This is a genomic window from Nitrosomonas communis, assembly GCF_024102715.1.
GTDB classification, from domain to species: domain Bacteria; phylum Pseudomonadota; class Gammaproteobacteria; order Burkholderiales; family Nitrosomonadaceae; genus Nitrosomonas; species Nitrosomonas communis_B.
In genome coordinates this window covers 15,015-38,117 of the sequence record NZ_JAGFJM010000123.1, presented here as the reverse complement: position 1 = coordinate 38,117, position 23,103 = coordinate 15,015, and the positions used below count along the sequence as shown (strand labels likewise).

Annotated in this window: 28 protein-coding genes and 2 CRISPR repeat arrays; of the genes, 8 read left to right on the top strand and 20 right to left on the bottom strand. The window is 49.3% G+C overall.

Going from position 1 to position 23,103, the window contains the following annotated elements; translation table 11 throughout:
- Positions 1-12: 12 nt before the first annotated feature.
- From J5I83_RS11925 to J5I83_RS11910, 4 genes are read right to left on the bottom strand one after another with little or no spacing between them, the layout of a single operon-like run.
- The gene (locus tag J5I83_RS11925; RefSeq protein ID WP_304056346.1) at positions 13-957 is read right to left on the bottom strand and encodes a radical SAM protein; all 945 of its coding nucleotides are present in this window, start codon (positions 955-957) and stop codon (positions 13-15) included.
- A gap of 3 nt (positions 958-960) precedes the next feature.
- A complete protein-coding gene (locus tag J5I83_RS11920) occupies positions 961-2,016 on the bottom strand; it encodes a methyltransferase domain-containing protein (protein ID WP_304056344.1) in 1,056 nt (351 codons plus the stop codon).
- A 26-nt stretch (positions 2,017-2,042) separates the two neighbouring features.
- On the bottom strand, positions 2,043-2,729 hold the full coding sequence (locus J5I83_RS11915) for a TIGR04283 family arsenosugar biosynthesis glycosyltransferase (RefSeq protein WP_304056341.1): 687 nt from the start codon (positions 2,727-2,729) through the stop codon (positions 2,043-2,045).
- A complete protein-coding gene (locus J5I83_RS11910) occupies positions 2,722-3,417 on the bottom strand; it encodes a DUF2064 domain-containing protein (protein ID WP_304056339.1) in 696 nt (231 codons plus the stop codon). The genes J5I83_RS11915 and J5I83_RS11910 overlap by 8 nt, the downstream gene beginning before the upstream one ends.
- 17 nt (positions 3,418-3,434) lie before the next feature.
- Here J5I83_RS11910 and J5I83_RS11905 point away from each other — a divergent pair, with 17 nt between their 5' ends.
- From J5I83_RS11905 to J5I83_RS11880, 6 genes are all read left to right on the top strand, one after another.
- Positions 3,435-4,529: an MBL fold metallo-hydrolase gene (locus tag J5I83_RS11905; RefSeq protein WP_304056337.1), complete on the top strand. Its 1,095-nt coding sequence runs from the start codon at positions 3,435-3,437 to the stop codon at positions 4,527-4,529.
- A 110-nt stretch (positions 4,530-4,639) separates the two neighbouring features.
- Positions 4,640-5,626 carry a GlxA family transcriptional regulator gene (locus J5I83_RS11900; protein WP_304056336.1) on the top strand — a complete coding sequence of 329 codons (987 nt, stop codon included), beginning with the start codon at positions 4,640-4,642 and terminating at the stop codon, positions 5,624-5,626.
- Between the two features lie 83 nt (positions 5,627-5,709).
- Entirely contained in the window at positions 5,710-6,327 is a 618-nt protein-coding gene (locus J5I83_RS11895) for a class I SAM-dependent methyltransferase (protein ID WP_304056334.1), read from the top strand.
- Positions 6,328-6,350: 23 nt separating this feature from the next.
- Entirely contained in the window at positions 6,351-6,569 is a 219-nt protein-coding gene (locus J5I83_RS11890) for a hypothetical protein (RefSeq protein WP_304056332.1), read from the top strand.
- Between the two features lie 251 nt (positions 6,570-6,820).
- The gene (locus tag J5I83_RS11885; RefSeq protein WP_304056331.1) at positions 6,821-7,216 is read left to right on the top strand and encodes an antitoxin Xre/MbcA/ParS toxin-binding domain-containing protein; all 396 of its coding nucleotides are present in this window, start codon (positions 6,821-6,823) and stop codon (positions 7,214-7,216) included.
- A gap of 12 nt (positions 7,217-7,228) precedes the next feature.
- Positions 7,229-7,945, top strand: coding sequence for an RES family NAD+ phosphorylase (locus J5I83_RS11880; protein WP_304056329.1), 717 nt, complete (start codon positions 7,229-7,231; stop codon positions 7,943-7,945).
- 76 nt (positions 7,946-8,021) lie between these two features.
- Here the strand turns inward: J5I83_RS11880 and J5I83_RS11875 are convergent, their stop codons facing one another.
- The 4 genes from J5I83_RS11875 to J5I83_RS11860 all read right to left on the bottom strand — a co-directional run bounded on the left by J5I83_RS11875 (position 8,022) and on the right by J5I83_RS11860 (position 12,577).
- Positions 8,022-10,469 carry a Lon protease family protein gene (locus tag J5I83_RS11875; RefSeq protein ID WP_304056327.1) on the bottom strand — a complete coding sequence of 816 codons (2,448 nt, stop codon included), beginning with the start codon at positions 10,467-10,469 and terminating at the stop codon, positions 8,022-8,024.
- Positions 10,470-10,576: 107 nt separating this feature from the next.
- Positions 10,577-11,515: an ADP-polyphosphate phosphotransferase gene (locus tag J5I83_RS11870; RefSeq protein ID WP_304056325.1), complete on the bottom strand. Its 939-nt coding sequence runs from the start codon at positions 11,513-11,515 to the stop codon at positions 10,577-10,579.
- Between the two features lie 370 nt (positions 11,516-11,885).
- Complete coding sequence (locus tag J5I83_RS11865) at positions 11,886-12,317, bottom strand: PGPGW domain-containing protein (RefSeq protein WP_304056324.1); 432 nt, start codon at positions 12,315-12,317, stop codon at positions 11,886-11,888.
- Positions 12,318-12,424: 107 nt separating this feature from the next.
- The gene (locus J5I83_RS11860) at positions 12,425-12,577 is read right to left on the bottom strand and encodes a hypothetical protein (protein WP_304056323.1); all 153 of its coding nucleotides are present in this window, start codon (positions 12,575-12,577) and stop codon (positions 12,425-12,427) included.
- A 237-nt stretch (positions 12,578-12,814) separates the two neighbouring features.
- Between J5I83_RS11860 and J5I83_RS11855 the strand changes: the two genes are divergently transcribed.
- Both J5I83_RS11855 and J5I83_RS11850 read left to right on the top strand, forming a co-directional pair.
- Positions 12,815-12,937 (top strand): hypothetical protein, encoded by a 123-nt coding sequence (locus tag J5I83_RS11855; RefSeq protein ID WP_304056321.1) that lies wholly within the window; start codon positions 12,815-12,817, stop codon positions 12,935-12,937.
- Positions 12,938-13,107: 170 nt separating this feature from the next.
- On the top strand, positions 13,108-13,251 hold the full coding sequence (locus J5I83_RS11850) for a hypothetical protein (RefSeq protein ID WP_304056319.1): 144 nt from the start codon (positions 13,108-13,110) through the stop codon (positions 13,249-13,251).
- Between the two features lie 87 nt (positions 13,252-13,338).
- On the opposite strand, the gene J5I83_RS11845 is transcribed toward J5I83_RS11850, so the two are convergent.
- The 12 genes from J5I83_RS11845 to cas7e form a co-directional block, all read right to left on the bottom strand.
- Positions 13,339-13,539 carry a hypothetical protein gene (locus J5I83_RS11845; RefSeq protein WP_304056317.1) on the bottom strand — a complete coding sequence of 67 codons (201 nt, stop codon included), beginning with the start codon at positions 13,537-13,539 and terminating at the stop codon, positions 13,339-13,341.
- 183 nt (positions 13,540-13,722) lie between these two features.
- Positions 13,723-14,004 (bottom strand): hypothetical protein, encoded by a 282-nt coding sequence (locus J5I83_RS11840; protein WP_304056316.1) that lies wholly within the window; start codon positions 14,002-14,004, stop codon positions 13,723-13,725.
- Positions 14,005-14,025: 21 nt separating this feature from the next.
- Positions 14,026-14,307: a DUF1016 N-terminal domain-containing protein gene (locus tag J5I83_RS11835; protein WP_304056369.1), complete on the bottom strand. Its 282-nt coding sequence runs from the start codon at positions 14,305-14,307 to the stop codon at positions 14,026-14,028.
- Between the two features lie 30 nt (positions 14,308-14,337).
- Positions 14,338-14,905: a CRISPR direct-repeat array (repeat unit 28 nt; unit sequence TTTCTAAGCTGCCTGTGCGGCAGCGAAC).
- A gap of 137 nt (positions 14,906-15,042) precedes the next feature.
- Positions 15,043-15,627, bottom strand: a complete 585-nt coding sequence (locus J5I83_RS11830) for an AAA family ATPase (protein ID WP_304056314.1) — start codon at positions 15,625-15,627, stop codon at positions 15,043-15,045.
- Positions 15,624-16,040 (bottom strand): hypothetical protein, encoded by a 417-nt coding sequence (locus J5I83_RS11825; RefSeq protein WP_090577132.1) that lies wholly within the window; start codon positions 16,038-16,040, stop codon positions 15,624-15,626. Before J5I83_RS11825 ends, J5I83_RS11830 begins: the two co-directional genes overlap by 4 nt.
- Positions 16,041-16,192: 152 nt before the next feature.
- Positions 16,193-18,662: a CRISPR direct-repeat array (repeat unit 29 nt; unit sequence CGGTTCATCCCCACGGGCGTGGGGAACAC).
- 60 nt (positions 18,663-18,722) lie between these two features.
- On the bottom strand, positions 18,723-19,007 hold the full coding sequence (gene cas2e / locus J5I83_RS11820) for a type I-E CRISPR-associated endoribonuclease Cas2e (protein WP_304056309.1): 285 nt from the start codon (positions 19,005-19,007) through the stop codon (positions 18,723-18,725).
- Entirely contained in the window at positions 19,000-19,920 is a 921-nt protein-coding gene (gene cas1e, locus J5I83_RS11815; protein WP_304056308.1) for a type I-E CRISPR-associated endonuclease Cas1e, read from the bottom strand. Before cas1e ends, cas2e begins: the two co-directional genes overlap by 8 nt.
- Before the next feature lie 6 nt (positions 19,921-19,926).
- Positions 19,927-20,295, bottom strand: coding sequence for a DUF5615 family PIN-like protein (locus tag J5I83_RS11810; RefSeq protein WP_304056305.1), 369 nt, complete (start codon positions 20,293-20,295; stop codon positions 19,927-19,929).
- A complete protein-coding gene (locus J5I83_RS11805; RefSeq protein WP_304056302.1) occupies positions 20,292-20,528 on the bottom strand; it encodes a DUF433 domain-containing protein in 237 nt (78 codons plus the stop codon). Before J5I83_RS11805 ends, J5I83_RS11810 begins: the two co-directional genes overlap by 4 nt.
- A gap of 43 nt (positions 20,529-20,571) precedes the next feature.
- Positions 20,572-21,303, bottom strand: a complete 732-nt coding sequence (gene cas6e, locus J5I83_RS11800; RefSeq protein WP_304056300.1) for a type I-E CRISPR-associated protein Cas6/Cse3/CasE — start codon at positions 21,301-21,303, stop codon at positions 20,572-20,574.
- 1 nt (position 21,304) lies between these two features.
- Entirely contained in the window at positions 21,305-22,033 is a 729-nt protein-coding gene (gene cas5e / locus J5I83_RS11795) for a type I-E CRISPR-associated protein Cas5/CasD (RefSeq protein WP_304056298.1), read from the bottom strand.
- A 5-nt stretch (positions 22,034-22,038) separates the two neighbouring features.
- Positions 22,039-23,094 (bottom strand): type I-E CRISPR-associated protein Cas7/Cse4/CasC, encoded by a 1,056-nt coding sequence (cas7e, locus tag J5I83_RS11790; RefSeq protein WP_304056296.1) that lies wholly within the window; start codon positions 23,092-23,094, stop codon positions 22,039-22,041.
- Positions 23,095-23,103 lie beyond the last annotated feature (9 nt).

Genomic DNA, 23,103 nt, shown 5'->3' with positions numbered 1-23,103 from the left:
GGATTATGCCCATTACTTCAGCTCGCTACATGACGCTCCAAAACGGAAACAGCTGTAGCACCGATGATGCTTCATACTGACCGGTACCTGCAGGCTGCCCGCAAGCGTCTCCGCCAGTGCGTAATCGGGGTCGTCATCTACCAGCGTACAGGCATATACCTGCATTCTGCCATTGATTTTGACAACCATCCTGCTAAAAGCACACATGAATTGTTTGCGGGTCTTTTCAGTTTGATAGGCAGTCATGCAATGCATAGTGATCTGCGGAACGGATACCTCCGCGGCAGGAGAATGGAATTCCGGAAATTCAATGCGCGGCAAATCGCCCGGCAGACCGGCAGATAGAAAGACTTCGCTAAAGCGGCTGGCCACTTCTACTGCATCCATATCAGGGATAAGCTGATTCGCGACAGAAAGCGAAAATCCCATTTCATATAAGCCACGCATCCCTTGTAGCGCGCGAGCAAACATGCCTTGTCCTCTGCCCTTGTCATGGCGTATTGCGTCGAAATGATCGAGGCTGACGCGGAAATGTAATGGATGGGGTTGTTTGAGCAGCGGTTTAAGTTGATTAAACCGCTTGCTGAGCGGATCTGTCGCATTGGTCAGCACCAGGCACGGCCGATGCTGCAATGCCGTATCTAGTATGCGCACGATATCTTTATTGATGAACGGCTCACCACCGGTAAAGGAAAACTGCCGCACACCGAGTGCCACGGCCTCGTCGATGAACGGTTTCACGTCATCAAACCGTGCTAATTGCAGGCGGTCGTCACCTGGTTTAGAACCTTCCAGACAAAACGGACATGCCAAATTACAAGCGGTACCGGTATGAAACCAGACTTCTTCCAGGCCATGAGATTGGATAAAACCACGTGGCGCTCCCTCTGACGTGCGATACCATAAATCAGATCGTTCCTTACCCAGGACTGAACTGTGGATAGCTTTTGTGTCCATGCTTTAGCAGCATCCACCACCCGCTTTACCATTCACATTGACAGTTTCATCGTCAAAAGGCAACCCCATCCCGCAACCGGGGAATATGCCAAAATGACGATTAAAATTACCGTAAAAATCGAAATGCTCCCTGAAGCGTGTGTCGTGCAGCATGCGCAAGGTATTACCACAGACGGGAAACTGCCGCCCCGTCTCGATCGCATGATGCTTATCCAGGACAAACTGATGCGGATGGTGCGCAATTGTGCCACGGTACACCACCGATTGACCGTGGTCTTCGCAAGCAGGCTCCAGATTATCCAGTTTAAATAATCGATAAGTCGCTGAATAGAAGCGGATATTGCCGGTACGCTCAGCCAATTGTGTATTTCCTATCGCCACAGGGCGATCCTCCACCAGCCGCTGATCGATAAAACCACAACGGCGTGCAAGCTGCAGAAAATCATTCCAATATAAGGCGCCGCCCAGACACTCGCCGTACAGAACAGGGTCCCGAGCCAATATGGCAGGAATGCGCCGGTCGCTATACACATCTGAAAAGTACAGCTCCCCGCTGGGCTTCAATACTCGCCAGGCTTCACGCAATACTGCTGCTTTATCCAGTGCAAGGTTGATCACGCAATTGGACACGATCACATCCACACTCGCATCGGCTAGATCAAGCTCATGTAACCGTTCGATATCCCCATGCAAAAATCGCACATTGCTGTTGGCATAACCAAATGCCTGACGATGGTAATCTTCATGCCGGCGCGCCACCGCCAGTTGCTCATCGGTCATATCCACGCCAATGACCTGACCTCGTTCCCCAACCAGTTGGGACAATACATAAACATCTCGCCCTGCACCGCACCCGAGATCAAGCACCGTCAAACCGCTCACTAATTGCGGCAATACCAGGCCACAACCGTAGTAGCGGCTCAGCACTTCACTGTGAACTTTTGCCAGTAAAGGTTTAGCATACTCAGGTAAATTCACATCAGTGCAGCAAGCATTGGTTTGTAGATCAGCAGAACTGGCCAGTGTTTCACCATAGTATTTCTGAACAATCTCTTGCATGAGATTTCTCCTATTATTGTAAATTGTCAGGAACGACGTGCGTGATACTGTTCTGCTAATTTATCAGGCGGCATACCGCATGCAAAGCGGATTGCCAATTTACGGTTATGCCAGGTGCGCCGCCACCAGCCATCACGCTGCCAGCGGCGAGGATCAACCCATAAAGGTTGCAGTAATGGTTGAAAATGTCCCAGGCGACGCAATCCTTTCACCAAGGGTACTTCCTCGAACAGCGGCCAGGGTGCATGCCCGCCTACCGCGAAATAAGCATCCCGTTTGGCAAAAATCCCCTGATCGCCATAGGGCACACCGAAACGGCTGCGCAAAGCAATAGCAGGCTCCAGAATCAGTGCTGGCCAGGCGCGCGGCTCGTCAAACCGGAAACGAAAATAGCCTCCTACTGCGCCCTGCTCAAGCGCCTGTGCCATCGCTGTTAACGGATCAGCAGGCAAGCGCACATCGGCATGCAAAAACCAGAGTGCCTCACCTTGCGCCACTGCAGCACCTTGCAATAACTGTCGTCCCCGGCTAGGCTCGCTCGCTAGCCAGTGCGCACCGTACTGAGCACACACATCGTGACAAATTTGATTATTGGCACCATCCACTACGATAATTTCCGCAGGATGTTGCGGTAATTTTTGTAATTGCCCAAGCAGTTGGGCTAATTTTTCCTCATCCTGATAGCATGGAATAATAACGCTAAAACTAGGCATGGTTGATTTTCATGGTGTTAGCAATATCACACACCAGCGCGTGAAGTCGTCGCCGGGCAGGCCGGCCGTCATTTTGCAGTAATCTGACTAATTCTAAACAATCCGCTAGCTCGTCCACATCAGAACGTGATTCCAGTATCGCCACAGACTGCCCTGCACTACGACAACAATCAATCAATGCCGCCCCCAACTGACCGCTGCTCCACGGCAGATCAGCTAACTCCGGCCAAGGGCAACAGCTTGCCATCAATGCAACGCCGCCGTCAGTTGCCGGTATCAGCACGGTATCATGATGCTGTAAAGCAACCCGGCAAGCTGCATAATCAAGCTGCATCAGTAAAGGCGCATCACTGCCGATATAAATCAGTTGTTTCAATCCCTCGTATCGCAACTTATTATCGAGTTCATTAAGACGCTGACCAAGGTTACCCACTGTCTGAGGTTGTATCTGGATGAATCTTGATGAAGGTAGCAAGGTTGCCGCCCAATCATGATCCTCTGCCGATGCGGGTGCAATAACAACGGGTCCATTCCAACTTTTGGCATCTTCCAGTGCACAGTTTAAAAGTGCCTGTGCGATCTGCTGCGTCCTTTCCATACCCAAATTGGTGGCCATCCGCTGCTTGCCGACCCCTAGTGCAGGTCGTTTACATACCAGGACTAGCGCCATATCAACCATACTGACCATACAATCCTTAACTGATGATGTGTCGTTTTGCAGTAAACAGATACATCATACCAGCCTGCAGCTATTGCAACAGCATTATCCGCATCAACCATAACCGCTACAGTAACAACCTAATTTGGTTCCTCACCAACCAAAAACCGATAATCAGTATATACAACGCCGCGATGCGCGCTAACTTAACAATCGGTTTTGCCTCCGATCAAGCGGGCGCGATAGGAATGCCGATCAATTCAATGATTTTTGGCCCAAATGCCACGAGAAATGTCCCGCGGGCCACTGCCATTTCCCAGCAGTTTATTCATAATAAACTCCATCAAATGCTGATAGAGGAGTACATAAAAATGCAATTCACGCAAATCAGAAACGCTACCGTTAAGATTAACTATGCAGGCAAGAAAATACTGATCGATCCTTGGCTGGCAGAAAAGGGAGCGGTGCCGGGATTTGGCGGGACGATCAACGATCACATCCGCAATCCGACGGCTGAACTGCCGATGCCTGTCAGCGAAATCGTTGATGTAGATGCGGTTATCTTAACTCACGATCATCCGGATCACTGGGACGATGCAGCTAAGAATGCGATTCCCAAAGATATACCATTTTTTGTGCAGCACGAAAAAGATGCGCAAGCGGTGACGTCTGCGGGGTTTAGTAACGTTCGCGTTCTAAACAAAATTAATGATTATGAGGGTATTACGCTGATCAAAACACCGGGCCAGCACGGCAGACCGAAGGTGTTGGAAGACATGAAAGAATTGCTGGGGGATGTAAGTGGCATTGTTTTCAAGCATCCGCATGAGAAAACATTTTATATCGCCGGGGATACGGTCTGGTGCCAGGCAGTTGAAGATAGCCTGAAGAAATACCATCCTGACATCGTCGTCCTCAATAGCTGCGACGCCAAAGTCACCGGCGACGAATCCATTATCATGGGCAAGCAAGATATTTACGAAGTCTATAAAGCTGCACCTGAAGCAACCATCATTGCCAGCCACATGGAAGCGGTGAACCACGCTACGCTATCCAGAAAGGAACTGCGCGAATTTCTTAGCGAGAAGGAAATGATGCAACGGGTATTAGTACCCGAAGACGGCGAATCCTATACGTTTTGATTCAAGACCGGAACGATACATCAGCTTTGTCAGATCAGTCACTTTTTAATACTGTCTAATTATTTTCACAAATTAAACAATGAAAACGGTCTAATCAGCGAGGTTTCATCATGCCTGTCCCATTAGTTGCAGTTATTGCCTTTAATCATTTCAGCCCTTTCCACTTATCGGTACCGTGCATTATTTTCGGCGATCTGTTGCATGATCAGAAATTATTTGAACTCAAGATCTATGCAGACGAATCCAAAACACCACGTTCGAATGAGGGATTGAGTGTTGAATCGTCACTGAGCGTAGATGAACTGGCGCAAGCTGATATCATCATCGTACCTTCCTGGCGGAATCCTGCCGAAAAACCAAACCAGTCAATGCTTGATGCCTTGGTGGCGGCACATGCACGAGGTGGTCAGGTTGTCGGGTTGTGTCTGGGCACTTATGTGCTTGCCTATGCCGGACTACTGACAAATCACAAGGCTGCCACGCATTGGGAATTTGAACAGGATTTCATCCACCGTTTTCCTGATGTAAAACTGGACAGCAATGCATTGTATGTCGATGATGATCGTTTGATTACTTCCGCAGGAACAGCAGCCGGTCTCGACTGTTGTTTATACCTGGTTCGTCAGCATTACGGCAGCGTGATCGCTAATAAATTAGCCAGACGCATGGTGATTCCCCCTTACCGGGAAGGGGGTCAGGCGCAATTTATTGAGCGGCCCGTTCCTGTTTCAACACAAGACATCAGAATCAATACGCTTCTGGACTACTTGAGAAATAATTTAGATCAAGCACATGGTTTGGACGAACTGGCACAATACAGCAAGATGAGCCGCCGCACCTTCACGCGGCAATTTTACAAGGCAACGGGAATGTCTGTCGGTGAATGGCTGATAGCTGAGCGCATACAACGCAGTCAGGAGTTGCTCGAATCTACTTCTTTGCCGATTGATGCCATTGCAGCACAGGTAGGCTTTCAATCTGCTATGTCGCTGCGCCAACATTTCAAGCATAGGCTTGATGTAACACCAAGTGAATGGCGAAAAACCTTTCAAGGCAAACGGCTGACAACAGTTAATAATCGAGCGACTCATTTCTGACAAATATTTTCTCTTACATTCATGTTTAATAGAACTGGGCTTTTTTTCATCATGCCGGCGCTTAACGATCATGAAATAAGCAATTGAGTTCTCTTTTCATCTTTTATCAATTTCATTTTGCAGAGGGTTATTTATCTATGACAGGTTATGCTGATGAAGTCGTCATTCCTTACGATCGCGATCTGGGTCCTGTACTTTTTGATCACTATGGGTTAGACACCGCGCAACGCATTGCAGAACAATCACCTCGCGATGTGCTTGAGATTGCCGCTGGCACCGGCATTGTCACCCGGCACTTGCGTAACCTGCTGGCCAAAGACACCCGCTTGACTGCGATTGACGTCAGCGATTCGATGATGGATCTTGCGCGCACAAAATTTCTCCCCAATGAGCAGGTCACGTTTCAAAATGCAGACGCCACGGCACTGCCGTTCAATAACGAGGCATTCGATGCGGTAGTCTGCCAGTTCGGGAGCATGTTTTTCGATCAAAAAACGGCGCTCCATGAGGCGTACCGGGTGTTGAGACGTGGAGGCCGCTACCTGTTCCGTGTCTGGGATTCGGAGCGGTACAATCCATTCGCCAGTTTGAGCTTTGAGGTATCTTTGAGGTATTTAAGCAATTCTTTCCGTCGGATACACCCCAGTTTCTGTTTGATCCCGTTTCCTGCCACCAAATCGATCCGCTCAAAGAACAGCTGATACACATTGGCTTTGATTCCATAGTGATCTCGGTTCAGCGCTATGAATACGATATTCTCGATGTGCCGGCCTTCGCGCGCGCACTTGTATACTCGCCAGTCATTTTTGAAATAAAAGACCGCGGCGGTGTTAACCCGGAAGAAATCGTGGAAGTGTTGACGGCGGCATTTAAAAAAGAATATGGCTCAAATCCCATGCGCTATCCGATGCAGGCCATACTGTTCGAAACGGAAAAGCCCTAAGTTTTAATCTGCCGGTATTTCCATATTTTGGCGTTAGAAAACCAGTGCAACGTGCGATTAATGCGTCTTACGCTGTTTGGCGCATCCTACAAAAATAACTCTTACAGATTTTCTGTGGAAGAAGAGCATACTGTCCAGCGATGAAATCAAGCGTTCGTCGGTCAATGAATATTTTCTTGTTTCAACAGAAACATATATTGTATCTTTAGTAACCTAATAAAACAGGACCAATTGCTTAAAGGAGAAGAAAGATGAGTGTTGCGCTTGAGCATCAGGCTACGACGACACAGGATCGCAGCGCCTTGGCCAGGATGGTGATGACACTGCTTGACCACTGGAAACTGTCAACCGAGGATCAAGCAGCATTGTTGGGGATTGCGCCCAGTAACCGGGCGGCGCTAACCCGCTATCGCAAGGGTGAACCCATCGGTACCAACCGCGATCAATACGAACGCGTGGGTCACTTGCTGGGTATCCACAAAAACCTGCGCTTGCTGTTCCCGCAAAACCGGGAGCTGGCATACCGCTGGATGTCGACCCGCAACAAGGCGTTTGACAACCTCACCCCGGTGGATGTCATCAAAGAATGGGGCTTTGCTGGTTTATTAATGGTGCGGTCATACCTGGATCGAGCACGTGGTGTCTGACAGCCAGACCGGATGAATCAGTTATTCTCATGCCTCACCCTGGCAGACGTTCACCGGGATGTAATGCGCAATATCGTCTCACTCAGAAAATCCCAGGATTTATTTGACGACCTGACTGAGAGTGCGGAGGAATGGTTGCTCGCTCAGCGCGTTGAAGACGAGATCAAGCCACCGCCATATCGATCGCACACGCCGGTAATTCATCGTCCCTTTGAGGAAGCGGAATGGTTCAATGCCATTAGCTGGCCATTCAAGCATTGGCAAGCCAGCCGTTTTTCGGATGGCTCATTTGGTGTGTGGTATGGATGTGATTCGGTACAGACGACAGTTTTCGAGTCTGCCTATCACTGGTACCGGGGTTTGCTCAGCGATGCCGGTTTTGAACGGGAAATGGTCCTCAGTGAGCGCAAGCTCTATTCAGTCGCATGCAACGCTGCCTTACTGGATTTCCGGCTGGTGGCTCATGAACAATTTCCAGATCTGATACACAAGACGGACTATTCCTTCACGCAATCGATCGGCGCGCGCATTCACCGTGAGGGCCATCCAGGCCTGCTCATATCGTCAGCACGCTATCAGGATGGAGAAAACTATGCAGTGTTCAATCCCACTGTTTTATCCAACCCACGCCACTATTGCCAGCTAACCTACCGGCTTGAGGCACAGCATATCGTCGTTGAGAAAGAGGCAGGAATTGCCTGGCTGGAGATAGCAACCGATAAACTCTGAACTGCTGAATCAGCGAAGCGCTGATTCAGCTTTAAGATTCAAGTCAAAGGCATTACATCATGGCCAGCCATGATCGCTACCGTTCACCATGACCAAAACGCTTGCGCTCTACTTTGGGGTGGTGTATCAGTTGGCAGGCAAGGCGGTAAACGCGCAGTGCTTTTTGCGCATAGCCCAGCACACTGTCATGTGGATAGTGAATCACTTCATTCAGATTCTCTTCAGCAGTGATGCCAGCCGGAAAACCAGTCAGCAGTTCAATGCCTTCACTTATATGCTCTGCCGCATAAATATGAAACAATCCCTGAGAAACTGCTTCGATGACATGATGCGACAGCATCAGATGCCTGCGGTTACGATGAGGAATCAATACCCCATGCGTACCATCCAGCCCGGCTGTCTGACAAACATTAAAGTAACCTTCTATCTTTTCATTGATTCCGCCTACCGGCAGAATCTCCCCATATTGATTGATGGCGCCTGTCACGGCGATACTCTGCTTCAGCGGCACGCCTGATAATGCAGAAAGCAAGGCGTACAATTCCGCACACGAGGCAGAGTCTCCTTCTATGCCATTGTATTCCTGCTCAAACACGATGGAAGCATTAAGCGCCAACGGAGCGACATGGGCAAACAAAGCCGATAAATAATTCTGCAAGATAAACATGCCTTTGTCGTGGATAGGACCGGATAGTCCGACCTCGCGCTCGATATTCAACACGCCATCTTCGCCGGCAAACGCGTGCGCCGTGATCCGCACTGGCGCACCAAAACAATGATCACCCAAGTCTATTTGCGTCAGTCCATTGATCTGTCCAATCTTTTCGCCATCGACCACGATCGAAATATCACCATCCGCGATCAATTCCTGCAAGCATTGATCCGGATAATTATGACGATGGATACGCGCTTGCAGCGCCACTTCGACATCAGCCACATCAACCAGGCAACCAGTACGCGTTTTGCACTGGGCTGCGCTTTCCAATACCAGTGTTTCAGTACGGCTGAAAATGGCGCTCTGGCGTAATTGATCATTGGTTGCCCGGTGACAATCTTCCAGTAAGCGCGCAACAGCAGCAGCGGTAAAATGAGGCAAATCCGCTTCATGACAGGCATGCGCTACAAAAACGGCTGAAGCACGGCGACTTTGCTCGTTAGATATAAAACTATCAGCAAAATCAACTTTCACACGGAAACGCCTGGCAAGCTCCGGATTGTCTTCCTGTAAGATGTAATATTGTTCGCGCGAACCGATCAAGATCAGTTTGACCCGAATGCGCACTGCTTCCGGTTCAAGCGAAACAGCGGTTACCGGTGCCAGAGCCGTGCCAGGTTCCTCCATTTGCAGCAGACTACTGCGCAGCAGGCGGCACAATTTCTCCCATACCAGACTATCCGCTAATACGTCATCAAGATGCAGCATTAGAAAGCCACCATGCGCCTTGAGCAGACTGCCTGCCCGGATGCGCGTAAAATTCGTCTCCAGCACGCCTTCCACCGATTGATATTCGATGCTGCCAAATAATGAGCGGAGGGATGGGCTTTCTTCAATAATAACCGGCGCACCCTGCAAATCATGATTATCTACCACCAGATTAATCTGATAGCGCGCTAGCAAGGATTTAACCTCTTCCTTGTGTTTATCTTCGTCGGCATCAGCAATCTTGAACAGCGCTAGATTATCGAGAATATCTGCTTCCATTTTTTGCAGATAATGATTGAATTTACTCTTATCCTCAGGGGACAATGTCAGTGCACTGCGGATTGGCTCTAACTCACTTTCCAGCAGCAGTTTGATCTTATTGCGCTGTAGCGTTATCAGGGCTTCCTCTTTAGCCCGCTCCAGTGGGCGTACCTTCTCAAAATAATGCGCGATTTCAGCCTGCAATGCTTGCTCGGCTTGCTCGATTTCAGCTCTTCGCTCCTTAGGGAGCGCCAGTGCTTCCGTCTCGGTTAAAATTTTGCCTGATTTATCCAGCAACGTGAAAACCATACGATCAGCTTCGCGCTGAATGGCAAAATCATGTTTTTCGGCGAATGCATCCAGCTCAGCAAAGGCTTTGGCCTCTTCCAGCTTGAAATTCTTTTCAATGCGCTTACTTTCCGCTTTGAAATCCGCTTGCTCGAGGTAGCGCGGTATTTCCTTCTGCAAATATTTTGTCAGTTGCGCCAGCTTTTCTCGCAGCAAGCGTCCCTGCCCTGCTGGTAAGCGCAAAGCAATTGGCCTTTCTGGCACATCAAAGCGGTGCAGATAGCATAAATCGGGTGGCACAGGCTTGTGCAACGCCACTTTCGCCATCGCCTGCCGGAGCAATGAAGATCGCCCGCTGCCGACTTCACCGAGCACGAACAAATTATAGTCAGGCTGCTCCATGCCAAGACCAAAGTACGCAGCCTTCTCAGCGCGCTCCTGGCCGATCCAGGAAAGTGGCTGATTAATCAGTTCCGAGGTATCGGCAAATCCCAGCGTAGCAGCATCAATTGTCAGGCGAAGCTCGTGCGGAGCCAGTTGAGTAATGGACATTTATACGTATTCTTATTTTAGAAAGAAACCTGGCATTGTAACCGTTTAACCATTCTCTCTGACAGAAACAATGTAACCACATTGCTTTAACAGGCTGTTAAACGGAATCATTCCAGCAGGTCATCGTCGGGCAATTTACCGTGATGGTGTGCTTTCTCATCTTTTTCCAGCTCCAGTTGCTGCCGGATAGCCAGCAACTCCTTGCGACGCGCATCGCTGGTTGGGGGGTAGCATAGATCCAGCTCAGAAAGGGTGTTCAGGATGATCTGCGAGATGATCAGCCGGGCATTTTCTTTATCGTCAGCAGGCACCACATACCACGGCGCGTCAGTCGTGCTGGTGGCGCTGAGGCATGCTTCATAAGCAGCCATGTACTGATCCCAGGCACGACGCTGCGCCATGTCAGCATCCGAGAATTTCCAGTTTTTGTCAGGATCATCGATGCGCGCCAGAAAACGCTGGCGCTGTTCTTCTTTGGACAGGTGCAGGAAAAACTTGATGATGTGCGTACCGTTGCGGTAAAGATGCGCCTCCGATTCAACGATCGAGCGGTAGCGCAGCTCCCAGAAATTATCCCGCTTCAGCTCTGATTCAGGCAGATTCTGCGCCTTTAGCACCTCCGGTCGCACCCGTACGATCAACACTTCCTCGTAGTATGAGCGATTGAAAATGCCGATGCGCCCGCGCTCAGGTAATGCATGGTGAGTGCGCCACAGGAAATCATGCTCCAGCTCCATTTCACTGGGATGCTTGAAACTAAATACTTGGCAGCCCTGCGGATTGACACCGGACATGACATGCTGGATAGCGCCGTCTTTTCCTGCTGCATCCATGGCCTGGAAAATCAGCAGCAGCGAATAGCGGTTATGCGCGTACAGCAGGCTCTGCAGTTTGGTCAGCTGTTTAATCCCTCCCTTGAGTTTCTCTTTATATGACTCCTTCGAATCATAAAATGGCTCGACCCAGGTAGGCCATTGGGTCAGATCCATTTGGGTTCCGGGTTTAACACGATAATCAGCGATATTTATTTCGGCAGCATGTTTCATGATATTCCTCCCTTCCAGTGGGATGAGTCGCGCATGGCCAGGAGCTGCGTGCTCCCAGTCAGCAGGCGAAAATAGGGAAACTAACCTGAACAATCATTTTGCAAGTTAAAGTACCAAAGATCTGATATGAGGTCAAAAAGTGCTGACTAATCACCCTGTTTGCAGCATTCTTGTCAAAACACCACGAAAAATCAGATAAAAATATCGCCCTCAAAACATCGACAGCTTTTTTCTACAGAAAATTCTGACAATTTATTGGCCGGAACGATCAGTTTCAACACGGCGTGAAGTACTCTAACTCTGGCGTCAAATCAGTGGCAAGCATGATCTCTCATCAAAAGTACGACATTAGCATCCCTACCACTTACCGCTAACGATCGGGCGCAAGAATCAGCGGCGGTTTATTAAATCTATGGCGCAGGGAGTTAATCGCTTTCAGTATGCTAGGCTGGCTAACAATTTTCGCTTCCACCAAACGTTTTTTGGGAAAATCGATCAGAGAAATTCCGATCAGCATAGTAAGCAAACCCTGCCCTGGCAAGAAAAGCATAATAAAGCCAGCCAGCACGAACACAGTACCGACCAGATTCTTAATGACCAATCCAATCATGCGCAATACCGGATGACGGTCTTTCATCCAATAGCGTGGAATGCGCGTGTCAAAATAATCCGCCGGCAAGCGGACCAGAATCACCGGAATGGTGATTACAGAACCAACCAGACCAATAATCGAAGCGATGGTAATACCGATCAGGACATGGACTGGAATCCATTGTTGAATTATTTCAAGTATCTCATTCATGAAAGGCACATCTTGGTTTCCAAGCTGAAATTGATGACTCCAGCATGCCAGCAAACAGTTGACCGCGATATTGCGCTGATATTGGCGTGCTTGGTAAGTTGCGACAATTAAATGCTATTTATTTTTATGTCTTTAATCGTTACTGTCTCCAAAGCATCAAATCGTGTGGGATTCATCATTTCTTCCAATATCTTTTTGATATCTTCAACACTGGCTTTGGATAGATTGATATCTAATTCAACTGTCACTTCAACTTTCATCAGTAGCTCCCTATAGCAATTTCCCTGCTGTAGTATAGTGGGTTGCAAGGTATTATTCATTCGAAAAAAAATGTAGTTAGGTAGGATATAGCATGCCTGATCCAGAGGCACCCCTCGAAATTCCCGTTGTATAGCGTTCTACCGGTGATGTTCTGTCAAAACGCGCCTGGGAAGCAAAATCAACCAGCAAGCTGAGCAGAACTTGACCTCCGCTTGAGAAACGCAGTCTTAGGGAGCATGTTGGAAATAACGCTCGCCCAGGTTAAGCTTTACGCGCAAGCGCTCGGCAGAATGGAAGCCGACAACCTCAAGGCGCAGGCAATCGCAGTATGCGCTGGCCTGGCAGATGAAAAAGGCTGAAAAAAATGGCTCAAATCTTCCTAGGCAGGTTACAGCTTGAAAACAAATTTGATCACGCTCCAGACCAACAGCCAATAACCAAAGACAATTGTAATGAGCCAAGTCAATCCCGGCATGACGCCCAGACAAACAAACCAGACAAGCAGGACCAGAAATAATCTTGACATGATATGACCGTGGCCGATAAAGAAATCAAAATAAAGATTACCGCCAATAATAACGCATCTGCAAACGCTGGCAAGATTCGTAAGGTTTCAACCCTCGCCCAACTCGATGGCTGGGCGCTACAGCCGTTTCACGTTGGGATTGGTTGAATTCTTCCGAATTTTTCGCAGCATTCCTGATGCCAGCGTTGATTTCCTTGAATGTCTCAGCAAGCCTAGAACCATTGACTACTTGCCCTAATGCTGGAAAGCCAAGGAAAATCCAAAGAACTGTTGCTTCGTCCTTGCCAGTTGATCAGATATGCTTTGAATGCTCTGCTTGGGACTCTTGCTCCCGGCTGAATTGGCAAGCTTGTCAAACTCTTTACGAATCTTGCCAACGTTGTTGGATGCATTATCATTGGCGGTAATCTTTATCTTTATTTCTTTATCAGCCATGATCGCATCATGTCAAGATTATTTTTAATCCTGTTCATCTGGTTTGTCTGCCTGGCAGTCATCCCTGACTGGACGATCGTCATTTCATCGTTCTTGTTTTTCTATATACCGATATGGGTTATAGGAAAGTGGTACTTCAAGTTATGAAACCTAAAAAGACTTGAGCCATTTTTCCAGCCTTTTTCATCTGCCAGGCCAGCGCATACTGTGATTGCGTGCGAGGTTCATCCCCACGGGCGTGGGGAACACATCTCTCCTATCTCGCTGATTAGTCAGCGATAAAAGGCAAGATTCCGCCTCCCCAGTAACCCCCAACTCCCGTTCGATCTGTTCGATACTCGGTAAACTGGTTTGCAATTTCTTGGGTAAAGAATGAACGAGCTGATACTCAGCCACGCCGATTGGTTTGTTGGTGTCACGCAGCGCGAGTCTCAAAATTGGTGATAGTCTGACCGGTGCGCTCACGCAAACGCGTTTCAATCTGAATCACGAGAACATTCCGCGACCAATTATGTTCAATCGCCTTTGCCGCACACCAGTGACGCTCATCTTCCGTAGGCAATTTATCCAGCAGCACAAGCTGGTGATAGGCAATTGTGCAAGCACCGCTTGCACAAATTCGCTATCCGGCCACACCTCGGCAAAGGCATGCATATATTTGAGGTTACACGGCGAAAACCCCTTCATCTCAGGAAAAGCCATGCGCAAATCATGCGCCAGCTGCTCAATCACCTTAGCGCCCCAACCCTGCTGCGCCTGCCACTCCAGAATATCCTGACAAAAACGTATCTTAAATACTTTCTAAGCTGCCTGTGCGGCAGCGAACGCGCGGTTGACGCATGACATGGATATCGTGGATTTCTAAGCTGCCTGTGCGGCAGCGAACGATCAATCGGCGATCCGCTGCATCCTTGTTGATTTCTAAGCTGCCTGTGCGGCAGCGAACTTATTGTTAACAGCCGGGCGCTTGACATTCAATTTCTAAGCTGCCTGTGCGGCAGCGAACTCCAGCCAGCTCGACTACCTGGCGTTGTCAACTTTCTAAGCTGCCTGTGCGGCAGCGAACACCGTAAACAGGCCGGAACTCGTCAACCTCACTTTCTAAGCTGCCTGTGCGGCAGCGAACGGATTTCGCTACCGGTGATTCCGGCGGCGATCTTTCTAAGCTGCCTGTGCGGCAGCGAACCATGCATGATGCGCCCGAAAGCGAATGGAAGGTTTCTAAGCTGCCTGTGCGGCAGCGAACTTCCTAATTTAATAATTTTTTCTGCGCCGTTATTTCTAAGCTGCCTGTGCGGCAGCGAACCGTCGTCAATATAATCACGTTCTTCTTCCCATTTTCTAAGCTGCCTGTGCGGCAGCGAACTGGAGTATAGCACTCAAAAAACTATAAACAACAATCGTTTAATGTGAAGTGAATAAAATACCTAATAATTTTTCAGTAATTAATAAGTAACTGATTCTTTGCAAATTATTAAAGAACGAAAAAAATAGGTATAAAAATCACAGATAATCTGACAGCAATTCCTCACACCATTCTGGAATCGATACTTGCTTTAACTCAAGACATCCGTCGCGTATCACCGCTATTTGCTGAAACGGGCTATCCGCCCGAGAGTTGTCCAGGATGTATGCTTGATCACATAGCGGTAAAACCTGCTTAACCAATTGCAATACTCTGGGTATTCGCGCTTTAACTTTTTCATCCGGCACAGCGTGGCCGCCTTCGCTCATCCGCTGCGCAATACGCGCGAGGTTGAGTTGTGTCTGTTCAAGGTGAATAAAGACCAACACAATTTCATAACCCAGCACTTTTGCATTGGCAACAAAATCGATTTTAGAGTGATGAGAAAAAACGGTTTCAAAACAGAATGTGCGTCCGTCCTGTAATAGCCGCAAACGAATGGCTTCGGCAATTTTAGCGGCTTCATAGCTGTATTGCTCGGATTGATCCGGATGTAACTGCTTCGCCAGGATATCCGCATTCACAAAAGGCATACCGAGCGGTTTAAGTTGCAGCCGGTAAAACGTGGTTTTTCCGGCGCCGTTGCCGCCCGCAAGCAGCCAGAGTTGTTTTTCTTTTCTCAAGTGACGCTTTCATTCAATGGAATAAACTGGCCGTTCTGAAAACGGCCGGTAGTGATATTGCCTTGCTGATCAATACGCTCCAGATACCCCGGATGTTTTGATGAAGCCTGATAGCGGATCGCTGCGGATGTAACACGCCCGGACAGCGATCCGTTTTTCCGGTCGTTCTCAAGTGTTTTAAAAACTTCAGCCGGATCGACTGGAATGCCATAGACGGGTTCCACTTTTATTCTTGAAAGCCCCGACTTGACGGATAACATCACATCAGGATCAAGCGTATCAGCCACAGAACGCCCGAGCTCCGCCCAAAACTCTATCTGTTCGGCGGTGCTGCGATGAAAACGGTCAGCAGTCAGCTCTGCCGCTTTCATCAGCTCTTCTTGCAACCGAATGGGGGATGCCGATTTTGCCATAGTCATGCCTCACATATCATTACAAAACCACTATATTGTAGCAGTCTGCTACAAATTATTTGTGATTGTTTTAAATGACTGTTTCCGAGAGCTCGGCAGCAGATACGGCAAATGGTCTAAAATTCAGGCACGGTTGCTGTGGAACGCAGAGTCGGTTCATCCCCACGGGCGTGGGGAACACTGCAATAGGGAAGATTATTACATTGAATTCTGCGGTTCATCCCCACGGGCGTGGGGAACACACGGCACTGGTCTGTTCAAGTCACGGCTCAATCGGTTCATCCCCACGGGCGTGGGGAACACTTTCATTCTGGTAAATCCCACAGTAATCATCTGGGTTCATCCCCACGGGCGTGGGGAACACGCGGTATTCCGCACCGATAGCCCGATCAAAGGCGGTTCATCCCCACGGGCGTGGGGAACACACATGCCGATGATGGCCCGGCTCGATAAAATACGGTTCATCCCCACGGGCGTGGGGAACACTCGTAACTAGCGGCAATAGCATCTATAAGACTCGGTTCATCCCCACGGGCGTGGGGAACACTGTACACCTCCTGGGAAAACACCTGGATTGAACGGTTCATCCCCACGGGCGTGGGGAACACTTACGCACATACGACTCGTAAACGCCGTGGCGCGGTTCATCCCCACGGGCGTGGGGAACACTGGCCACGCCACCGATTACCAGCAGCGGGTGTCGGTTCATCCCCACGGGCGTGGGGAACACTGAGGCACCGCTGCTAATGACCGCAGTGGTGCCGGTTCATCCCCACGGGCGTGGGGAACACTCCCTGCATGATTATTGCAAAAAATAATTTGGCGGTTCATCCCCACGGGCGTGGGGAACACTCAAATCTAATAGAAACTCGAAAGTTTCGACGCGGTTCATCCCCAAGGGCGTGGGGAACACCTAGTGTTAATGTATCCGCAGATGAGCTATCGCGGTTCATCCCCACGGGCGTGGGGAACACAAAATCTCTGATATTTTCATCTCCATCCTCCTCGGTTCATCCCCACGGGCGTGGGGAACACTGGCGTATACAATAGTGACGGTACTAATGGGACGGTTCATCCCCACGGGCGTGGGGAACACGAAGACGGCGCGATCGATGCATATACGCGGGGCGGTTCATCCCCACGGGCGTGGGGAACACGAAATGTACCTGAATCTCACGTGGAATAATGACGGTTCATCCCCACGGGCGTGGGGAACACACTCCCTCCCTGACGTGTTGTTCGTTGTGATGCGGTTCATCCCCACGGGCGTGGGGAACACCGGCGAATACCAGCGCGCAATTTACGCTAGGGCGGTTCATCCCCACGGGCGTGGGGAACACGCCTTTTGAATCCCAAACCGATTTCAATACACCGGTTCATCCCCACGGGCGTGGGGAACACTCTAGAAATGTTGTCCAGATTTGTCTGGATTTTCGGTTCATCCCCACGGGCGTGGGGAACACTGAAGCCCCACTGCTAATGACCGCCGTGGTACCGGTTCATCCCCACGGGCGTGGGGAACACCGTCGCTGATTCAGATTTGCCACGTACTCTGACGGTTCATCCCCACGGGCGTGGGGAACACGCCGATTTCCCCGATCGGTAACAGCATCAATACGGTTCATCCCCACGGGCGTGGGGAACACGGACAAAGGCGCAGCATCGTATGCATACTCGCCGGTTCATCCCCACGGGCGTGGGGAACACTTTGCTCAGGAGTGTTATCTGGCCAGTACACGCGGTTCATCCCCACGGGCGTGGGGAACACGCCGCGTTAATGGTAAATACATACACATTGAACGGTTCATCCCCACGGGCGTGGGGAACACTCTGTCAAACTTTTTCCCATTTTTCACGGCTCCGGTTCATCCCCACGGGCGTGGGGAACACAACTTGCCACCTGATCACCAGAAGGCAGGTACCGGTTCATCCCCACGGGCGTGGGGAACACTTTCAGCTTCTGCCTTCTCTTCTGAGCGCATCTGGTTCATCCCCACGGGCGTGGGGAACACCAAGCCCTATCCTACCCTTCGGACTACTGTTGCGGTTCATCCCCACGGGCGTGGGGAACACATTTAAACCTTATATGATATGAAGCAAGCAAGCGGTTCATCCCCACGGGCGTGGGGAACACTAAGTTAGTGAATGTTGTAGCTGGTATTAATTCGGTTCATCCCCACGGGCGTGGGGAACACACTGGATAGTTAGCTTTAAAGCGCCAAAGCGTCGGTTCATCCCCACGGGCGTGGGGAACACTCAGGAAAGAAGAACTGGACCGTGTGCCGTACCGGTTCATCCCCACGGGCGTGGGGAACACGTTGCCTATCCAAATCGGCTTTTTGATCGTGGCGGTTCATCCCCACGGGCGTGGGGAACACTAATGATCAACCCCTTCTTTGTTCTGCCATTTCGGTTCATCCCCACGGGCGTGGGGAACACTCTAACCTGTTTCGACTGGTGCACCATCAATCCGGTTCATCCCCACGGGCGTGGGGAACACTATACAAATGCTGACTACAATGCAGTTATCGACGGTTCATCCCCACGGGCGTGGGGAACACGATCACCGGGCAGGCGCAGTTTCGGGGTTCAACGGTTCATCCCCACGGGCGTGGGGAACACACTTCTCCTATCTCGCTGATTAGTCAGCGATAAAAGGCAAGGTAAAATTCTACCAAATTTTTAAGGAACTCCTCCTGTTTCTTCAGGCAAAAAAGAAACCAGTTTCGCACCGTCTATTTCATTCGGTATTCTTCGATTAGTACCCAATGTCACGAAATCAAAGCCAGCTTCATTATTGGTACGCCATGCCATCACAGCGTTACCATCTTCAATTCCTTTTTCAACTTGACTCCAAATATAGTCGCGCACTTTAGCTGAATAATTACCGACGTAAACGCCTGCTCGAATTTCCAGCAACCAAATAGCCAATCGTCCACGCAGCCGAGGTGGAGCGTTTTCAAGCACGATGACCAGCATCACCCAGGCTCTCAGGATTTGGTATGGCTGGCTGCACAGCGTTATCCGGCGCAGCAGGTGGGATAATTTCACCAGCAGAAAGCATTTCCTCAATTCCAGGAATGATTCTTTCCAGCAATTTGCTTTCACGAAATACATCTCTGCAGCCAAGTCTTACTTGCTGTTCTGGATTACTCGGATGTTTTGCAGCAATTTTAAATGCAAGTGGAACAACGGTATCAAACTTATAGATATCAGCCACATCATAAACAAAAGACAAAGGCTTGCCAGTATGAATAAAACCTACCGCGGGTGCATAACCCGCTGCCAGTACGGCTGCCTCCGTCACACCATAAAGACAAGCAGTAGCCGCACTTAAACAGCGATTAGGAATATCTCCTTTATCCCAATCATCTGTATCATAATTTCTCGCTTTCCATTCCACACCATACTTTTTGGCAATCAGTTTATACGTTTCCCGCACTCGAGCACCTTCAATACCCCGTAATTGCTCAACGCTACGGCGAGCAGGCGGTTCCTCACCGAAACGCATAGCGTACATCTTACGCACCACTTTCAAGCGCAACGTTTCATCCAAAGCCAATTTAGCCTGATACAACAGTCGGTCTGAACGTGCACCACCCGGTTGTCCTGACGAATAAAGCCGCACCCCTGCCTCACCAACCCACACTAGCAGCGTGCCCACACGTGCAGCCAATGCAGCCGCTGCATGAGAAACTCTTGTACCTGGTTCTAGCATCAGACAGGCAACGCCACCTATCGGAACATGTGTGCGCACACCCGTTTTGTCGACCACAACAAATGCACCATCCAGTACATCAAGATGGCCTTTTTCGATAAACAGGATAGATAATCGCTCTTTTATTGCCAAGGGTTTGAGAGGCGGAAGAGGCTCTGGCATAGTATGTCACTTAGATAGTAATTTTCTGGAACGGATGCCGCTTCGTGTAATTACCCAATAGCGACCCAACAGTCGTGCTGTTTCAGTCATTAAAAAGCTTCTAAGAATATTGGCGGATTCTGTTGGGGTGGCGGGTATAAAACGCAAATAAATGACTGCTGGCGGAATAGGCATTTTTTCTCTAAAAATAAGCTCCCCATAGTCTCTATCGAAAGTGATCAGAATTCTTTGTTCATCGGCACAAACTGATAAAACCTTGCGATCACTTTCACCACGGTAGCTCTCGGCAATTGCAAGAATATCAAACCCCTCAGATCTAAGCTCCTTAATCGAAGTAAACGGAATATTCTCGTTTGCCAGCAACAGCAGGCTCAAGGGACCATCTCCAACGGCAAAAATTCTTCATCTTTAACAAGCGCACCAGCAAAAGCAAATACTGCTTGCAAATCTTCTGCCGTTAATTGCGGGTAGTTTTCAAGAATTTGCTCATCTGACCAGCCTGCTGCTTTAAGACCTAACAGAAACTCGACGGACAATCGTGTTCCTTTTACTATAGGCTTGCCTACGAGCACATTGGAGTCAGTTATAATATGATCTTTCCAGTCCATCATCATCTCCTCTGATCCATACTTTCTAGTTTAAGGATAAAATTCATAGCCTGCGCACCAGCAACAGGCCGCATCCGAAGGCTTTGGCTGGACCGATACCATTCAGCAAAATTTTACGAAATGCCGATGTATCAGTAACTATCAGTTCACCAGCAAAATCTACAGTAGAAAAATGAATATCTTTACGTCCACTACGATGTTGGATATAACCATCAACTCGCACAGATTTCTCTGTAAGAATACTACGATCCTTATCATGTAACTCACGAGTCAGGATGGAAAATCCGGCTTTTTCTCCACGACGTTCTAACCAGTGTAAACAAGTTGTCTGAATCAATTCATATAAAGGGGGCTTAGTCTTATCCATATCAGGCCAATCCGCCCAGCATTTAATTCCTCGTTCTGCCAGTAAACGTTTTTTCTCATGCATTACCACATCATCTCGACGTGATTTTCCATTTACCTTATGCGTCACAACCGGATTAGCTCTTAACTCGAAAGCCAGTCGCTGCCCTTCTTGCAGTTGTGGATCGTAATCACGGATTTGCACCTGCCAAGCACCGGAGAACGATTGCGGCTTACGCGCTGATACCACGTAAAAACCAGGCATCCTGCCTTCACCATCGCGTCGACGAAAAAGAAAATCCCGTGCAGTACCTGGCTCTGCCGCCAAAAATCGCCACAACCACTGGTGATCGTCATAGGGATTTTTAGCCCACTGCATGGCAGCTTCGCGCTCAGCACCGGGCATGGGAGTGATAAGACTGAAATACATATTATTGCCCTCCTTGCGGCTTTAAGGCTACGTATTCAATCCGATCACCAAATTGCCAATGTTCCCGCGACAGTACACGATCCTTGCGCACGACTTCCAGATCATGAATCGTGCCGGATTCAATTCCTTCACCCCAAACTATGCGCTCAAATTCAGGAATCGTTTCGCCACTACGTTTGACAAGTTCCTGGCGGTAATTATACAAAGCGGTGTGCGAGTTTTCTGCCGCAATTATTTGTGGATTAAGTGGCAATGCCGGTGGGCAAGCTTTGCGCCCGAGATAGAGAGTAAAACGGGGTTTCGCAAGCACTTGTGCCAAATCATCTAAGGCATAAGGTGCACCGTCATGCGCCTGGACGGCAATCATATTCGCGGCACCCTGCCGATAATCGCGAGTGGAAAGGATGGTATTGAGATCTATTTTGGGCAAGTTGAGTTCGTCACGCCGGGAGTTGTGCGGGAGATTCTTTAGCGAGACTCGTCCAGGTACCTGCGCTGTGTGGTAATCGCGCAGCAAACAACCTGACGCCAGCACACCGATAGCAAAGCTATAACCTCTGTGCAAAGCAGCATGTGCATCTTCCTCTTCTCTACGCATGCCTAGTGCTGCCGCCAGTAATCCCAACAAAGCCGATTCACTGGGGTAATTTGCCGTAGGGCGAAACTCACCGACGGCGGTTTCACCCCAAGCAGAGAATGGTGCCTGTAACTGAAAGACCAGATAGTTCATGGTTATTATTCCGTTACAAACTTCACTAACTCATCCACACTACCTTCACCTGTTTCCACATTGAATTGGTAACGGTTATCGGCGCAGGCTCCATAAACAGCGTCAAAATTTTTGTAGCGCTTGGTTAACTCGTTGACGGCCCGTTCCAGCATATCTCCACCCGTTACTGGTTTGAGAAACGCCTGCGCCAGCGATCGTGGTTGCTGATCACCTTTTTCAGCAAGTGCATAAGCGGCATAAGCGCGTGAGGCAAAGCTGTTCTGTTTCCCGGTTGGTGAAACTTTGGTGGTCGCATGCACCAGTGCTTCCAATGTTTTGGCTGCCAATGCGGTATCGCCACCAAGATTCTCAAACAAAAGCTCGCGATTGATACACAAATAGAGATAAAAAACTCCGGCACCGAAACCGGCTTCGCCAATATGGGCAGCACCCACATCTTCTTCACCTCGGTTAAGGTCATCAACCGCGATAAAATAATCATCTTCCACGGCCACCTTGTGAATGGTAATGGCATGTGCCACCTGCACAGCGGCCTCGACGTTAAAAGCTGGGGACGATGCCAACATACGGCCAAACATGGCAATGTCCGCTGCCTGGCGTGGCTTTCTCAACAGTTTTAAGTCATCTTCTGTGGGAGCTGCACCCGATGTAGCCAGCTTATCCACCAGCAACATTATGGCAGCTTCCTCTTCGGGACCGAAGTGCGCCAACTGCTCAATATGCAAGTCCTGATTATTTTCAGTTTTTTTGTCAGATTTCAATTTACCAAACTGACCGGCAGTCGTCTTTGCCCACTCGCGAGCATTCTTTTCAGATACCTTTTTTTCAAGAAGCGCATGATAAATTTTTTCACCCATTTCCTTAGTTCTGATGCCAATATGCCCTTGGAGCGTATTTTCAAAAACATCAGATGTTCGCCATGCACGCTTAAGACTTTGGGAAGAAATCCGCAAACGACTGGCATCGCCAACAATAGCTGTTTTTGGTCGCCCCGTATCGTCGCGGTTGAGGTTGGAAGGCGGATAGCTGACGAGCAGGTGAATCTGAACAAAACGTGACATTGTATTCTC